Genomic DNA, 15840 nt, shown 5'->3' with positions numbered 1-15840 from the left:
TCCAAGAGCACTGCCGAAGTCCAGGTGTGCCACCCGAGGGCAGCAGTTCGAGCAGACGCGCGGCCCAGCGAACGGCCCCCAGCAGGCTGCTGGGGGCCGTTCGGTATTTCTGCTACGCGGTGCCGGGATGGCCCTCAATGCGCTGAGGCGTCCGGCCGTGCCCCGTTGCGCTGTCGGCCACGAGTCCGTCGAGGAACGGGGTGTTCTCATCTTCAGGCACCTCGATCGGGTCAGCCAGGGGATCCCCGGCCGGGAGGTCGCCGGGCTGAGCCGGCCCCTGCCCCGGCTCACCTCCGCCGATGCCCTCCTGCGGCTGACCGGCCGACCCGTCATCTACCGGCTCGTCCGGCCCGGTGGGCTCGACTACCGGGTCCATCGGCCGGCCCGGCTCGTCGCCAGCCCCATTGCCAGAGGCCTCACCCTCGGGTACGTCGGCGCCGGGCGTCTCGTCGACGGGCGCGCTGCCGGGAACCTGGCCACCGGGCTCACTGTCGGTCGGCGGCTGGTCAACCGGCGCCTCGTCCCCGGTACCGGTCGTCGGCGGTGGAGTTGGTCCGGTGACCGGCGGGGACGCTGGAGGGGGAGCGGGCATCGGTGGCGGCTCGGCCGGAGTCGCCGGCGGTGGCGTCGGTCCGGTGACCGGCGGGGACGCTGGAGGGGGAGCGGGCATCGGTGGCGGTTCGGCCGGAGTCGTCGGCGGTGGAGTTGGTCCGGTGACCGGCGGGGACGCTGGAGGGGGAGCGGGCATCGGTGGCGGCTCGGCCGGAGTCGCCAGGGGAGGCGGGATCACTCCGGGCACCGGACCTTCCTGGACTGGCGCGAGCACCTCCTCAGCCCCGCCCGGACCCGGCGCGACCTCGATCGGGGTCGTCGTAGGGATCGGCAGCGACTCATCGCCCACGAGAATCCGAGCCGCCGCCTTGCGAATCATCTCGTCCACGTGGGCCATCTCGCGGGCGTTCGACTCCGCCCGGCGTGGGGCGGGAAGCAGCCCCATCTTGAAGGCCACCTCGGAGATATCCGCCGGCAGGACGACGTCCTCGCTCAGCCGCTCGGCCCACTGTTGTAACCGGTTCCGATCGCTGCCGTACATGAGCCACCGGTCGCCGACGACGAGGTCCGGCAGCAGAGCCTTGTCCGTTGGGCTCGTCCTGATCCACGCCTGCACGCCACCCTCGGAGGCGAAGACCTTGAGGGTGTTGCGGTGCTGCAGACCGGTCTTGGCGTCCCGGTAGGTGAAGATGAAGGTCAAGGAGTTCGGCCCAACCCACGCCTCGGCGTGCATCACCGTGCCGTCCGGCGTGGTGCAGGTAGCCACCAGGTCGGAGTTGTCGGTGCCCCGGCAGTCCCAAGCGGACCCGACCTCCATCCGACTGAACACGGGGTTCTGCCAGGCTTCGGCGGCGGCCACGGGCGTCGACCCCGCGCCCTGGACGAGCGGCACGACGACCACCCCCAGGGCGGCCGCCGCGGCCATCGACGTCAGCTGCATGCCGGCACGGCCGACCCTGCTGGCGGCGTGCCGGCCGCTCTTGGCCCGGCGCTCCCGCCGGCTTGGTTGCGGGACGGCGAGGGGAGTCGTGGAGGGCATCGCGGCCTCGATCCAGTGCCCGACGGCGTCGGGATGAACCTGGGGCAGCGCTGTTCGAATGACCTCTGCCATGTCCTCACGGGTCAGGACTGGATCGACGAAAATGACCTGCTCATCGGGCAGGGTCACACATGTCGAGCCGGTCTTCAACCGGACGATCTTCAAGGTGCAACCTCGGGGAGGGGGGATGGGACGGGGCGGTGCCGGCGAACCTTACTTCCTGGACCGCAGGTACGCCTGAACAACGGTTGCCACCGCGTCCAGCTCGTGTGGCTCCAGATCTTCGATGTTCGCGATGATCATTTGTTTGGTCGGGTCGTCCGGTAGCGCCCGCTCCCAGACGTGGTAGCCGCACGCTGACTGGGCTGCTCGGGTCACTATCGCCAGGTCCAGGTCCAAGCCGCGGGCCAGGCCCTCCAGCGTGCCCGCCTCGGGCATCGCCTTCAGCGGCTTGGTAGCGAGGTTGTAGACCGTCATGTGACTTTTCAGGCCACCGCTCTCGGCGATTGCCCGGTAGCTCGGGTTGCTCAGCTGCCTTCGGCGTTCTTCGATGAGGTTAGCGAGCGCCATGCCGGCGACCGTCTGATCTGGCATCAAGACCTCTTCGCGGGTGGATGGACGATCAGGCTGAGGGTCGGTACCGGCGTTGCGGCACGGGTAGTGAACTGTTCTTCGGGACTGTACAAGATATTCCGAAGTTTCCACTCTGCGCCCTTATACGGTGCGCTGGCGAGGCCGGTGACGCCGCTGGTGCGGTCGCCGCTCTCAACCCTGATGTCACTGGAGGCCTCGCCGATCACCGGAGTGAGGCGTACGGTCGTCCGCGCGGGCGATCTCCTGCCGCAACAGCGCTGCCTCGTCTTCGCGGTCGCAGAGCAGCAGCACCGTGAACTCTGGCTGGCCGAACGGGCTGGCCCAGTGATGTACGGCCTGCGACAGGATGCGGAACAGTGTGCGCCGATCCTCGGCACTGCTCGACAGCAACCGGGGCGCGTTCTCGACGACGATCAGATACCCGTCCGCGGGCAACCAGTTCAGATCACGGAGACATTCGGACAACGCAGCCCAGTTCCAGCCGAAGTAGCCCGGAAAGAGCAGCGCGTCGGAAAACTCGTAGAAGGCGTGGTCCGCATCCGTCATCCTCGTTGCGTCGAGCCGGGCGACGACGAACCTGCCCGCTGCCGGTAACACCGCCGCCAGCTCGACCAGGGCACTGCGCGAGCAGACCACGACCTGATCGGTGGAGCCGTTCCACCGGCTGCTCATCCCACGATGACCAGGTTGGCCATGTCGACGACCGGCCGGTAGCCGAGGGCGGCGTAGATCCTGTTCGACGTCGGGTTGGCTTGGTCGGTGAACAGGCAGACCCGCGCGCCCTCGGCCTGGATTCGGCGGGATACCTCGGCGACCGCGTTGCTGGCCCAACCGCGCCCCCGCTGGGCCGGCGGTGTGTACACCGGGCCCAGGCGGGCCACCCCGAACGACGGTGGGTTGGCACCGGTGAGGTGCACCGGCTCCCCGGTCTCGTCGAGCCAGAACCACAGCCGTCCGGCGTGGATCCGACGCAGCACCTCCGCGTGGTCGGGCGCTTCGTGCGCGCTGGCACCGCGCGCGCGGCCCGCCTGTTCGTCGGCGTCGCCCACGAACGCGGCGAGCCACTCGGTGACCAGTCCCGCGTCGTCCTCGGTCGCGGCCACCAAGCCGCCAGGCACTGGTGGCGGCCACGTCAGCTCGCCGAGCTCGTGCAGCCGTGTGTGCAGGGAGACCTGGACTTCACCCCCGCCGAGCCGGGCCAGCGTGGTGGCGCACAGGTCGACCGCGGGCCGGGCCCCGTTGACCGCGAGGACCTCCTCCCCGCGATCGTGCAACGCGTGGGCCAGCGCAACGGCCGCCTCGTCGGGCATGGGCAGCAGGAATGGCGGATAGGGGGCATACGGCGCCGAGCGCATCCCGGCACCGACCACGGTGCCGGAGTCGTCGCTGACCACCAGCCACCAGTTGCGGTCGGGCTGCGGGAGCCCCTCGGCCTGCTGTGACAACAGCCGGTGCGCGATGGTGGTCACGACCGTGCTGACGACCGGATCGGCGCCGAGGTAGTCGCCCGCAGCGGCCAGGAACTCGCCCGGATCGCTGAGGAATCGCAGCCGTATTCCGGTCCTCGGGACAATGCTCATCCGCGTACGCTAGCCACCGCCTACCACATCGACACGCGAATTTTGGGCGGCCGAGGACCTGTAAGCGCCGGACCAACCGTGCGGCGGACCCACGGTTGGTCCCGGCCAGGCGGACCCGGCGCGACGCCGGGTCCGCCCGTTTCAGACGTGCTGGATCTCGCAGTGCCGCTGGTCGATCTGCACACCTTCGAAGAGGTGCTGCGCGGAGTCAGAGGGCGGCGAGCCTGAACTGCTGGTTGGTTTGTCCGTGGCAGTCGTACAGCTGGATCTGGGCTCCGTTGGCGGTGCTCCAGGCGTCCAGGCATCGTCCGGACTGGACGTTGCTGATGGTGCCGTTGGAGTTGACGTTCCACTGTTGGTTGGTCTGGCTGTGGCAGCTGTAGATCTGCACCGCCGCGCCGTTGCCGGTGCCTGCCGCGTCGAGGCACATGGTGCCGTACACCTGGAGTTGTTTGTTCGAGGTGTAGGTCCATGCCTGGTTGGTCTGCTTGTTGCAGTTGTAGAGCTGTACCCGGGTGCCGTTGGTGGTCGAGGCGTTGGGGACGTCGACGCAACGGCCGGACTGTGTGCCGACGATCTCGGTGGCGGAGCCGGGTGGGGTGGTCGGCGGATCGGTGGGGGTCGGCGTCGGGGTGGTCGGCGTCGAGGGCAACAACGGGCAGGTGCTGCGGTAGGTGACCACGCCGCTGGAGTCCAACAGCGGGCAGAGGAACTGGCTGTACCGTGCGTCGTTGTCGACGAACATCTTGACGAACGGCAGCATGGTCCGGACCATCACCGGGTTCGACCGCCCGACCATGAAGCCATGATCCGCGCCGGCGACCTCCAGGTAGACGCTCTCCGTCGTGGCCGGGAGGCTGTTGTACAGGCCGGTGGCGTAGGACGGGGTGACCACCGTGTCCGCCTGACCAGCGAAGATCATGGTGGGCACCCGGTCGTTGGCCAGGTTCGACGACGGCGAGTACGGCGCGATGCCGACCACAGCCTTCAACGACGAGCGTCGGGTGGCCGCACTCAGCGCGCCGCCGCCGCCCATCGAGTGACCGGCGACCGCCAACCGGGTGGGGTCGACCCGGTCGCGTACCGGGCTCTGCTGGGTGAGGTAGTCCAGTGCGGCGAGCAACTGGGTGCCTCGGGCCGTGTCGAAGTCGTTGCGGCTGTTGGTCTCGATGCCGATCACGACGAAGCCGTGGGATGCCAGCCACGGTCCCATCCAGGCCAGCTCGGCGGAGAACAACGCGGTGTAACCCGGCGAGATCGCGATGGCACCGAAGGTGCCCTGGCTGGTGTCGGTCGGGTAGTAGATCCTGCCGCCGTTGAAGCCGTACCCGGTCGGGACGCTGACCGACGTGTTGGCGAAGGGGCCGTTCACTGCGGTGACGCTGGTCCGGGTGGGGTCCGGGCCGCGTTGGTAGGGGTTGTCGGCGGCCGACGCGGACCCGGTCGTCAGGGTGATGGTCAGCAGGCCGACCGCGGCGGCGATCCCGGCCGCGGCGAGCTTGAACAGCCGGCCACGAAGGCTGGGCGCCACGTGGTCGGCGGGGGTGTTCCCCGCGGGCGGGGGGTGGTTCGCGGGTCCTCGCACTGTCGGTACCTCCTGGTGGTGGGGGAGCCAAGGGCGGGCGGGCTCGTCGTGTGCCGAGCCCGCCCGCCCCCGGCGTTTCTCCGTTGGTCAGCGCTGCAGGGTCAGCAGACCCGGCCGGTACGGCAGCAGGCCGTAGTCGCCGCCGGAGCTGGGGGAACGGCCCTGGTAGAGCAGTTGCAGGTTGCAGGCGTCGACGGTCATGGTCTGGTCGGCGTTGGTGCGCAGCAGCTCGCCGTGGCTGATGTCGTTGGTCCAGGTGGCGCCGCTGTTGGCCTTGCCAGCGAACGGGTTGCTCTCGCTGGTGGCCTGCGGCGTCCACGAACCGCCCAGGCTGCTGGCGGTGAACGAGCGGAAGTAGCGCCCGTTCGAGCCGATGGCCTCGACGATCATGAGGTACTTGTTCAGGCCCTGGAGCTTGTAGACCTGAACGGCCTCGAACAGGTTGTTCGTCGAGTCGGTCATGATGGTCGTGTAGTTGGAGCCGAAGCTTCCGGGGAAGTTCCCGATCGGCATGCTGGCCCGGTAGATCCGGCCGTTGTCACCGGCGAAGAACAGGTACATGTTCTGGTCGTCGCCGATGACAGCCTGGTCGATCGGACCGGTGTTCGAGTTGGAGATGCTGCCGGTGAACAGCGTCTGCGCCGACGACCATCCGTTCGGGTTGGTCGGGTCGCTGGAGGTCCGGTACGAGAAGGCCGTGCCGCCCCACTGGTAGGCGAGCACCCAGATGTTGCGCGGCGCGAAGTAGAACAGCGACGGCGCGACGGTCGCGTTGTTCATCGCGTTCTGGCTGGCCGAGCCCATCTGCGAGTAGTTCGAGAAGAGGCCGAAGTTCATCGAGCCCCACGTGGTGCCGGTGTCGTGGGTGGTGGCGTAGACGAGCTGCTGACCGTTGTACGGCGCGACGGTGAAGTCCTTCAGCGACACCCACCCGGACCTCGGCTGCGCCAGCGCACCGGTCGACGACCACCGGTACGACGAGGGAAGGTCACACGTGCCGCCGGTCGGCGGCGGCGTGGTCGGCGTGGGCGTGGGCGTCTGGGTGCCGCCGCCGAGGGAGGCCAGCCGGAACTGCTGGTTGCTCTGGCCGTTGCAGTCGTAGAGCTGGATCTGGGCGCCGTTGGCGGTGCTCCAGACGTCCAGGCATCGTCCGGACTGCACGCCGCTGATGGTGCCGTTGGAGTTGACGTTCCACTGCTGGTTGGTCTGGCTGTGGCAGCTGTAGATCTGCACCGCCGCGCCGTTGGCGGTGCCCGCCGCGTCGAGGCACATGTTGCCGTACACCTGGAGTTGCTTGTTCGCGGTGTAGGTCCATGCCTGGTTGGTCTGCTTGTTGCAGTCGTAGAGCTGGACCCGCGTGCCGTTGGTGGTCGAGGCGTTGGGGACGTCGACGCACCGGCCGGACTGTGTGCCCACGATCTCGGAGGCGGAGCCGGGTGGGACGGTGGGGGTGGGTCCCGGCGTGGTGGGCGTGGGGGTGGTGCCGGGGCCCGCGCTGTTCAGGGCCTCCAGCGTGGAGGTGTAGGCGGCCTTCTTGTTGCCGCTGCAGTCGAAGAGCAGCGGAGTGCCGCTGGAGCGCCACGAGTCGCAGTCGCGCACGCCCCACACGGTGAGCCCGTTGCAGCGAGCCACGGCAAGGCAGTCGTTGACCACACTGCGGTAGGTGTTGGCCTGCGTCGTGCCGGATCCCTCGATGTCCAACTCGGTGATCTGCACGTCCACCCCGAGGGCGGCGAAGCTGGACAGCGTGGTGCGGTAGTTGCTGTTGTACGGCGAGTTGGCGTTGAAGTGCGACTGGAAGCCGACGCAGTCGATCGGCACCCCACGAGACTTGAAGTCGCGCACCATGTTGTACACGGCCTGCGTCTTGGCCCAGGTCCAGTTGTCGGTGTTGTAGTCGTTGTAACAGAGCTTCGCGTCCGGGTCGGCCGCGTCGGCGGCGCGGAACGCCGCCTCGATCCAGTCGTTGCCGGTGCGCTGCAGGTTCGAGTTACGACGGGCGCCGCTGTTGCCGTCCTCGAACGCCTCGTTCACCACGTCCCACGAGTAGATCTTGCCCTTGTAGTAGCCGGCCACCCGGCTGACGTGGTTCAGCATCGCGCTGCGCAGCGCACTGCCCTCCATGCTCTGCATCCAGCCCGGCTGCTGCGAGTACCAGGCCAAGGTGTGGCCCCGGACCTTCCAGCCCCGGGAGAGGGCGTGGTTCACGATCCGGTCCGCGTTGCTGAAGGTGAAGTTGTTCTGCTGCGGCTCGGTCGCGTCGATCTTCATTTCGTTTTCGGGGGTGATGGCATTGAACTCGCGGTTCAGGATCGTCGTGTAGGCGCTGTCGTTGAGTTTGTTGGCGGCCACGGCGGCACCGAAGTACCGGCCGGACTGGGCTGCGGCGGCACCGAGGGTCGTCTCGGCGGCCTGGGCCAGGTTGGGCAGCAGCGACACGACCAGGGCCAGAATTATCGCGGCTGTTCCGGAAAGAGTGAGCGTTCGCAGTCGGGTGCGCCTGATGGGACGGGTCCGGGGAACCATGCTGATCCTCCTGTGGTGGGGGTAAGAGATTCCTGTTGCTGTTCCGTTGGGAGGCCCCGCTCGGATGGCGGCGGGCACGATGTCGAGTCCGCCCGAGCGGGCCGGGGCTCACGTCAGGGCACCAGCCCGGATGCGAGTCGTTCGGGCTACCTGGCCAGCGGGTGAAGTGCGGTGACAGGTAGGCCCGGTCGCCCGTCGGGGGGTGGTTGTGGGCGTTGGGCGTTTTCGGTGGTGGACGTGGTCACCTGGCAGGTGGGTGGGCCCGACGGTCGCGTGGAGCGCCTCCAGTGCTAACGGATCTTGTTAACGTTCACACTTGTCGATGGCTCTCAGGCTGGCAGAAAATTCCAGAGTTTTCAACCGGTAGTTTCGGACCTGTTACGGATCCGGGCGCAAGGGCGGGAGTCCTCGCGAGGTGGCTGGTCGACCCGCGTTACGCGGTGGACCAGACCGGAAGCGACAAGCTGGACGTACGCATCGGCGGGCTCCACGCGCTGTGGCGAATCGCGGAACCTTCTGCGTACGCGGCGCAGAGCACGAGTCGACGAACCGTTGGGTCTACGGCCGCTCGTCGGCCTCGGGGGTGAGCTGCCGCATCAGCACCGCGAACCCTTGCCCCGACTGGATGACGTTGGTCAGGCGGATCCGGAGCACGTCGTTCGCTGCTCCCATGTCGACGACCTAACCTCCTAGGATGCTCTGCGGGTTGTGCCTCAACCCACTGTGTCGCCCCTGGGGCAGGCAGGAGCCGGGACCGCCAGCAGCTTCAGCTGCTCGAACCGCCCGCAGCAACGCATCTGGCAAGGGGAGCGTGACGCTACGGAGGTGGCCGCACACCTAGTGAAAACACCGGGTTCCGACGACGCGGGTGGCTGAAAATTCGCGCCGAAACTCGGTAACCAAATCGGCCGGTCAACCCGTCAGGTCAGTGACGGATCGCCACTCGGGCGGTCGGCCGAGGAGGAACAAGGGACATGGGCGACGTGCGTGGGCGTTTCAGGGACGACCTGGCCCAACATCCCGCCCCGCCGCTGGGTGACCTGGTCCAGCAGTCTGTGGTGCAGGGCCGCCGACTTCGTCGCCAGCGTCGCCTGGCGCAGTTCGGTGCCGGCGGATCGGCGTTGGCGATGCTGCTCGTGATCGGTCTGGCCGCCGGGCCGCTCGGCGTCGGTGCGGATGACACAGGTCAGCCTGGCGGGCTGAACGTCGGTTCGCCGGGTGGGTCGGTCGACACCGCCACGCCGTCCCCGGCTGGGTCCTCCGATGGCGCCCCGGGCGGGTTGGAGTCGGGCACCGGCGAGGAGCCGCGCGGGGACCCCCGTCCGCCGGTTCCCTCGACCACGGTGATCGACACCCTGAGGATGGGGGCGGGTCCGGACGGTGAATTGCTGACCACCACACCACAGGGCGCCCTGGAACTGCTGACCCGGCTGCTGCCCAAGGGGGAGACCAGCGGTTATGCGAGTCTGCAGAGCAGCGGGGCGGGCCCCGGTATGCCGTACGTCCAGCTCTACCTGGACCGAGGCGATGGGCCGGGCATGGTGCGGCTCTCCATCTACCGGGACAACCTCGGTGGCAACCCGGTCCCGGGGACGGTGGAGCTGACCGAAATGCCCGGCAACTGCGTGCAGAACCAGATGGTCACCGTGCACCACCGCGGCGGCTTCCAGGTCAATTTGATGATCTCCACCTGTCTGGTCTGGGAGCCCAAGGGAACCGTTCCGGCACCGGCCGCCCTCTCCGTGAAGGAGGCGACCGAGATCGCCGGCAACCCGATCTGGGGGACGCAACTGCCGGCCGAGTACGTCATCAACGGTGCCAAGAGGTTCCCCAAGCTGACCCGGTCGAATGGCTGACGAAGACTTCGTGGAGTTCGCGCAGGCGGCCGCTGGCCGGCTGCGCGACGCCGCGTTCCTGATGTGCCGCGACTGGCATCTCGCCCAGGACCTCACCCAGACGACGCTGGCCAAGGTGTACGCCAACTGGAGGCGGGTCCGCCGGGCCGACGATCCCCACGCGTACGCCCGCAAGATACTGCTGCGCTGCATGATCGACCAGCAGCGACGTCGTTCCAGCCGCGAGTTGGCGATGTCGGCGCCGCCGGAGCGGGGCGAGGAACATCCGGCCGAGCTGCGCATGACGTTGCTGGACGCGGTCGCCACCTTGCCGTTGCGGGACCGGGCGATCATCGTCCTGCGTTACTGGGACGACCTGAGCGTGGAGGCGACCGCCGAGGTTGTGGGCGTCTCCATCGCCGTCGTCAAGAGCCAGAGCATGCGCTCCCTCAACCGCCTGCGCGAGTTGCTCGGCGAGACCCGTTCCGAGCTGTTCGCCGAGGAACGCCATTGACGGGTCCGGTCTGCGGCCGGGGTGCGGCGGGTCCCGGTGGTGTGGGGCCGCAGGCCGGCAGCCGCCGCGTCGGTGCTGCGGCGGCGACGAAGGTGCCGCCACGCGTCGTCGGCTGAAGGGCCACGTGTGGTGGCAGGTATCTGCGTTTGGGGAGGTTATCGGTGTCCGTGTCGAGCAGCAGGACGAGCCGAGGCCGGATTCTCGGCAGAGGCCGAGGTTCGGTCGCGGTCGTGCCGGCGGTCCTGTCGGCGTTGTTGGTGATGGCCGCAGGGTGCCATCGGGGGGAGTCCGGTGTCAGCCCCGACGAACGACACACCGCGAACGCGGAACGGGGCGATCCGAGCCCGCTGCTGGGGGCGGGCGATCTGGGAGCGGACTGGCATGAGGACGACGCGCGAACTGGTCTAGCGTCCTGGCCGTGGGAGCAGGACAGCTGCCCCAACTACAAGAGCAGCGACTACCCGGCCAAGTCGCATCGGCGCGCTGCCGTGGAGCGCTACTACCGGCTGTCTGACGGCTCGTCGCGGGCGCACCACGTCGTGGAGACGTACGAAAGTGGATGGGCCGAGCGGAACGTCGATGACGTCCGTCGGGTCCTCCTGCGGTGTGCGAGCTACCCGGTCCTCGGATCGCAGGTCTCGTTCGACGTGGTCGATCCGCATTATCTGGAGGGCACCGGGATGCTCATTCGAGGTCGTATCGCGCATGCGGACACCCCGAACACCGTCACGTACTTCGTGATGGTGAAACGAGGCGAGACGGTCTCGACGGTCCGCCTGCCCGATCCGGGCAGCCAGGCCGTGGTGGACTCGGTCGCGGCGAGGGCGGTGGCCCGCCTTGGCTGAGCGGAAAGGGCGGCAGCTGCCGCGACGCTGGGTCCTCTCCGCGGCCACCATGTCGCTGGCCGGCGTTGCGACGGCCGCTTTCGGTGCCACGCGCGACCGCGACGGCGACGGAGCCGGATCATCGCACGATTCCTCTCCTGCCAGCCCGATCCCCACGACGCCGGCCATCGACTGGATCGGCCAGGCGAGAACGCGTATCGAGGCCTACGTGGAGCGGTACGACGGCCACCTGGCGGTCGCGGCACTGGATCGACAAGGAACGGCTTCGGTGACGGTCGGCGCCAAACGGTTCGAGACCGCCAGCATCGTCAAGGTCAACATCCTCGCGGCTCTTCTGCTGCGTCAGAACCCACCGGGCAAGGCCCTGGGCTCTGACACCCGACGGTTGGCCGAGGCCATGATCGTGTCCAGTGACAACGATGCGGCGGTGGCCCTGTGGCAGCGGATCGGGGGCTCGCGCGGCCTCACCGCCGCGAACCGCGCGCTCGGTCTGCGTGAGACGAAGCCCAACTCGCACTGGGGACTCACCACGACCACGGTCGCCGACCAGCTTCGTCTGCTGACCGCGCTGACGTCACCGACGGGACCGCTGACCCCGCAGGACCGTACCTTCATCATGGGCCTGATGAAGAAGGTGATCCCCGAGCAGCGATGGGGTGTCACCGCCGCGGGGGAGCCGGGCAGTCGTTCCGAGTACGTCAAGAACGGCTGGGACACCGCTGATGTCGACGGCGGCCGCTGGTTGGTCAACAGCATCGGACGGATCGTCGAGGCCCGTCATGACTGGCTGATCGCCGTGCTATCCGACCATCACGTGAGCCAGAAAGCGGGCGTCCGCGTCGTCGAGAAGGCCGCCACGTACGTGCTCAAGGAACTGCGTACCGCCACTGCGGGCGACGGTCCTCCGCAGGGGTAGGGCCCAGCGCCAGCGAGGCTACGGGTGGTGGGCGGTCGAGGCTCCCGCAGCGCGCGGACTTGAGGGTCTCCGATTCGGCGCCCTCATTCGTCGAGCACCTGCCAGAGTGGTTCATGCCCTTGAGTACGTACCATCTCAGAGCCTCGGTCGCCGTGTCCGACATTCAGAAGGCCGTCGCCTTCTACGAAGGGGTGCTCGGTCTGCGGGCGCTGCGGTCCGGCCCCAGCGCCACCATCGCCGACGGCAGCCGCGTCTATGGCTCCGGTGGCGGTCCGGCGCTGAACGTGTACCAGTCGGTCACCGCCGGGAAGACCTCGGCGACGTTGGCGACGTGGTACGTCGAGGACCTCGACCAGGTCGTCGACGAGCTCACCTCGTCCGGCGTCGAGTTCGTTCGCTACGAGCAGTTCGAGCACGACGACAAGGGGATCACTGCGCGGGCCGGAGGTGGACGTATCGCATGGTTCCAGGACCCGGACGGCAACACCTTCGCTCTCGAGGCCGACGTGTGACCTCCAACGGAAGGACTGATCCGGCTCAGGGCGCCAACGCCCTGGGCCGGATCAGCGTCGCAGTTGTTGGAACTGTCGATCAGGTGACGTTGATGTCGCTGCACCACATGTAGGTCTGGTCCAGGTGCGACGCCCTCCAGAGCACGAACAGGATGTGGTTCCCGCTGCGTGACGGGAGCGAGACGTTGAACGAGATGTTCTGCGCCGGCGCGTAGCGCCCGGTCGTCGTGATCAGGTCGAGGTTGCCCCACCCGAGCTTCTGGGTGGATGGGTTGAACCCCTGCTTGGTGACGTAGACCTGGAAGTAGTCAGCGCCGTGGCTGGCCTGGTCGTACAGCTGGACCGTGAGGTTGCGGCTGACGGTGGTCGACTTCCACGCCCCGGGCTGGTTCACGCTGTCGTTCCTGGACAGGGCGTTGCTGCACAGCTGCCCGTCCGGGGTGCGAGCCTGGTACTGGCCGCCGAGGCCGTCCCGCAACTGGCTCATCCAGTTCCACATGGTGTCGGGGTTTGCCTGGAACGCCCGCCAACACATGGGATCCTGCTGCTGCATGGCGGGGTTCATGTGCTGGTTGCCCCAGGTCTTCCAGCACTGATAGGCGCGACTCATCGGGTTGATGATCGTGCCGTGGGCCTGGGCTGCCCCGGTGAAGGGCAGCATGCCGGCCACGATGGCGAACACCATGACGAACGCTCGCAGGGACCGACGGACTGGTGACCGGGATCGTCCGCCGGATCGATCGGACTTGAGTGAACGCACTGTTCATCCTCCGCTCTTCGGGACTGCAAATCAGAATGGGAACGCTCCCAAACCAACTGTTGCATCTATCCACTCAGATATCAACGATTATCTATCTATGGTCGGATGTGGATCGAGCTGACCGGGGTGTCCGCAGCCGCCCGGTTCGGAGCCGGGTGCGGGTAACGACCACGCCACCGGCCGACCAGCGCGGTCACAGGCCGGCTGCCGCGTCGTACCGACGCCGAAGGTCGGCCATCTCCGACTCGGTCAGCGCTTCCCTGGTCGCCGGCTCGGCGTACTTGGGCGGGAACATCTGCCGCAGTCGGTCGATGAACATGACCTCGGCGGTCGCCTCGACCACCTGGATGCCCGGAGGTGCGGTGGACACGTCCATGATCACCGGACCGGCCAGTTTGACCGCCACGTCCCAGGGGCGCTGCTTCTCGGCTACTCCGCAGAGGTGGAAGCCGTAGACCGTCTGCACGTCGGCGAGCGCGGTGGCCTCGGTCGGCTCGTAACCGTAGACGCGGACCCCACAGATAACTGCCGGCTTCTCCGTGGTGGCCGCCTGCTGGGCCCCGTGGCCGGCGTGGTTGTGCTGCCCCGGGTCCGCCTGTTCGAGCGTGGTCCGCATCCGGGCAATGATCTGCGATTGCAGATCCGCCGGCTTCGCCTGCGGGTCGGTCCGGTTGACCAGTACGACCGCGCCGGCCGACACCACCAGCAGGATCACCGCTACCCACACGAAGCGGTTCCGGTACCAACCCGCGAAGTTCTCTCGGGAAATCATGATTGCTTCTCACCTCGTCGCCGGTTCTGGTACTGGCAGGCCGAATCGGACGCCCCCGGCGGGTCAGGCGTCGAGCGCGTCAGCCGTTGGGGGGGACACGTGCCGGGGGTTACCTACGGCGGGCGAGGACGATTGCCCGGCAAAGCGCCCGTCGTCGTAGAGGTGGCCCGGCGATCCGCCAGGCGAGCGTCCGCCAAGGCGGCGTGCTGCCGGCGCTGCGATGCTCCCGTGCTGGCCGTTCCCAGCGCGGTTGCCCCCGCGCTGCGGCGATATGAGCCATTCCAACACGTCTGGATCGGCTTTGGCAACATCGACGAGCATCAGCGTGAATTCGGCCCGGTCACCCGCTCCAGTGGTTGAGGATCACCGCCTGCGCAATGCCGCCTCTGTGGCCGCGACAAAGCCGTCGGGGTTGTCCAGCATGATGTTGTGGCCAGCCTCTGGTACGGCGACCACCCGCACGCCGGCGTCGGTCAGAGCGCGCGCACCTCTCGGCTCGTTGTCGGCCGGATGGAGGTATGTGCGCGGCACGGGCAGTTCGACCAGTAGCTCACGCATGGTGGGGGTGGTGCCGCGGCCGAGGTGTGCCGCAGTGCGGTAAAGCGCCTCCGGGCCGGTAAGCCGCATCGTCGCAGCCCAGGCTGTGCCGACCCGGGTGAGCGTCTCGGACCGGCCGCCGCCATGGACGAACTGCTCCTCTGTGTAGCGGGCGCCGAGGCCTTCGCCCGGCGGCTGCGGGTCGAGGGTGGCGTCGACAAGGACCAGTGCGGAGACAAGGTGCGGATGGCGGGACGCCAGGACGATGGCGACGGCGCCGCCCATGCTGTGTGCGATCACCTGCGCGGCGCTGACCCCGGCTGCCGACAGGGCGATGGCGAGGAGGTCGGCGTGCTCCTCCAGTGTGTACGAGGCGTCGGTCGGCCGGTCGCTGATGCCGTGTCCGAGCAGGTCCATCAGCAGGCTGCGCTGTCCGCTGAGGGTGGGGTTGGTAGCCACCGCCGCGTAGTACGCCGGCGAGGAGGCACCGAGCCCGTGCAGGTAGATCCGAGTGGGTTCGGTGCCGGGGAGTTCCACCCAGCGGATCGTCGTGCCATCTGGTCGAACCTGGGCGCCGCGCATCACATACCTCCTGACTAGTACCTCGTGTTCGAGGTATCTCTCGGCCGAGGTAAGCTAACACGGTGTTGGAGTTCGCGATAATGGGCTTCCTGGCCGACGCCCCGCTGCACGGCTACGAGCTGCGCAGGCGCGTGGCCGCACTCACCGGCCACGTCCGGCCGATCGCGGACGGGACGCTGTATCCGACGATCAAGCGGATGGAACGTGCGGGCTTGCTGCGCCGCGACGTACAGGCTGGCCAGATGGCGGCACCACGGCATGTGCTGACCCTGAGCCCGGCCGGGCAGGCGGAGTTGCTGCGTCAGCTCCGCGCACCCGACGAGCTGTTCATCACCGACGAAAACCGCTGGTTCACGCTGCTGGCCTTCCTGCGCCACCTCGACGACGCGGCGGCCCAGGGTGCCGTGCTGCGCCGGAGGCTGAGTTTCCTCACCCAGCCAGCGAGCTTCTTCTGGGACGGCGACCGGCCACTGCGCGCCGACGACTTCCCCGACGACCCCTTTCGCCGGGGGCTGTTCCGCATCGCCACCGCCACCAGCCGCACGGAGATTGCCTGGCTGCGGGAAATGCTGACATCGCTCGCGCGATGACCACCGTCATCGGGGTCCTACCAGCGGTATCCGAACGGATCGGCGGCGGGCGCAGCGGGGATCGGGATATGGTCCGTGGCACCTGATTTGCCGCTTCCAAG

General features: G+C 68.2%; 15 protein-coding genes. 6 read left to right on the top strand and 9 right to left on the bottom strand.

The window, feature by feature from the left end; all coding sequences use genetic code 11:
* Window positions 1-112: 112 nt before the first annotated feature.
* The 6 genes from ACFYP0_RS06415 to ACFYP0_RS06390 form a co-directional block, all read right to left on the bottom strand.
* Complete coding sequence (locus tag ACFYP0_RS06415) at window positions 113-1756, bottom strand: hypothetical protein (protein WP_386994739.1); 1644 nt, start codon at window positions 1754-1756, stop codon at window positions 113-115.
* Window positions 1757-1804: 48 nt separating this feature from the next.
* The gene (locus ACFYP0_RS06410) at window positions 1805-2185 is read right to left on the bottom strand and encodes a hypothetical protein (protein ID WP_112726971.1); all 381 of its coding nucleotides are present in this window, start codon (window positions 2183-2185) and stop codon (window positions 1805-1807) included.
* Window positions 2186-2368: 183 nt separating this feature from the next.
* A complete protein-coding gene (locus tag ACFYP0_RS06405) occupies window positions 2369-2857 on the bottom strand; it encodes a barstar family protein (RefSeq protein WP_386994737.1) in 489 nt (162 codons plus the stop codon).
* Window positions 2854-3765, bottom strand: coding sequence for a GNAT family N-acetyltransferase (locus tag ACFYP0_RS06400; RefSeq protein ID WP_386994735.1), 912 nt, complete (start codon window positions 3763-3765; stop codon window positions 2854-2856). The genes ACFYP0_RS06405 and ACFYP0_RS06400 overlap by 4 nt, the downstream gene beginning before the upstream one ends.
* A gap of 208 nt (window positions 3766-3973) precedes the next feature.
* Window positions 3974-5350: a poly(ethylene terephthalate) hydrolase family protein gene (locus ACFYP0_RS06395; RefSeq protein ID WP_386994732.1), complete on the bottom strand. Its 1377-nt coding sequence runs from the start codon at window positions 5348-5350 to the stop codon at window positions 3974-3976.
* 87 nt (window positions 5351-5437) lie between these two features.
* Window positions 5438-7876, bottom strand: a complete 2439-nt coding sequence (locus ACFYP0_RS06390) for a non-reducing end alpha-L-arabinofuranosidase family hydrolase (protein ID WP_386994730.1) — start codon at window positions 7874-7876, stop codon at window positions 5438-5440.
* Window positions 7877-8850: 974 nt separating this feature from the next.
* Here ACFYP0_RS06390 and ACFYP0_RS06385 point away from each other — a divergent pair.
* From ACFYP0_RS06385 to ACFYP0_RS06365, 5 genes are all read left to right on the top strand, one after another.
* Complete coding sequence (locus ACFYP0_RS06385) at window positions 8851-9732, top strand: hypothetical protein (protein WP_386994728.1); 882 nt, start codon at window positions 8851-8853, stop codon at window positions 9730-9732.
* Window positions 9725-10225 carry a SigE family RNA polymerase sigma factor gene (locus ACFYP0_RS06380; RefSeq protein WP_355577958.1) on the top strand — a complete coding sequence of 167 codons (501 nt, stop codon included), beginning with the start codon at window positions 9725-9727 and terminating at the stop codon, window positions 10223-10225. Before ACFYP0_RS06385 ends, ACFYP0_RS06380 begins: the two co-directional genes overlap by 8 nt.
* Window positions 10226-10455: 230 nt before the next feature.
* Window positions 10456-11070: a hypothetical protein gene (locus ACFYP0_RS06375; protein ID WP_355496633.1), complete on the top strand. Its 615-nt coding sequence runs from the start codon at window positions 10456-10458 to the stop codon at window positions 11068-11070.
* A 49-nt stretch (window positions 11071-11119) separates the two neighbouring features.
* Entirely contained in the window at window positions 11120-11986 is an 867-nt protein-coding gene (locus ACFYP0_RS06370; protein WP_356974685.1) for a serine hydrolase, read from the top strand.
* 152 nt (window positions 11987-12138) lie between these two features.
* Entirely contained in the window at window positions 12139-12498 is a 360-nt protein-coding gene (locus ACFYP0_RS06365) for a VOC family protein (RefSeq protein WP_244218753.1), read from the top strand.
* A gap of 79 nt (window positions 12499-12577) precedes the next feature.
* Here ACFYP0_RS06365 and ACFYP0_RS06360 read toward each other — a convergent pair whose 3' ends face one another.
* From ACFYP0_RS06360 to ACFYP0_RS06350, 3 genes are all read right to left on the bottom strand, one after another.
* Window positions 12578-13183: a lytic polysaccharide monooxygenase auxiliary activity family 9 protein gene (locus tag ACFYP0_RS06360; protein ID WP_356974687.1), complete on the bottom strand. Its 606-nt coding sequence runs from the start codon at window positions 13181-13183 to the stop codon at window positions 12578-12580.
* Between the two features lie 268 nt (window positions 13184-13451).
* Window positions 13452-14030: a hypothetical protein gene (locus ACFYP0_RS06355; RefSeq protein WP_355577963.1), complete on the bottom strand. Its 579-nt coding sequence runs from the start codon at window positions 14028-14030 to the stop codon at window positions 13452-13454.
* A 363-nt stretch (window positions 14031-14393) separates the two neighbouring features.
* Complete coding sequence (locus ACFYP0_RS06350) at window positions 14394-15149, bottom strand: alpha/beta fold hydrolase (RefSeq protein WP_124853699.1); 756 nt, start codon at window positions 15147-15149, stop codon at window positions 14394-14396.
* 62 nt (window positions 15150-15211) lie between these two features.
* On the opposite strand from ACFYP0_RS06350, the gene ACFYP0_RS06345 reads away from it, so the two are divergent.
* Complete coding sequence (locus ACFYP0_RS06345) at window positions 15212-15739, top strand: PadR family transcriptional regulator (protein ID WP_356974695.1); 528 nt, start codon at window positions 15212-15214, stop codon at window positions 15737-15739.
* The last annotated feature ends 101 nt before the right edge of the window (window positions 15740-15840 follow it).

It is taken from the genome of Micromonospora arida, assembly GCF_042873195.1.
GTDB classification, from domain to species: domain Bacteria; phylum Actinomycetota; class Actinomycetes; order Mycobacteriales; family Micromonosporaceae; genus Micromonospora; species Micromonospora arida.
Note: the sequence above shows the minus strand (reverse complement) of the source record. Positions and strands in the feature narration are given on the sequence as shown.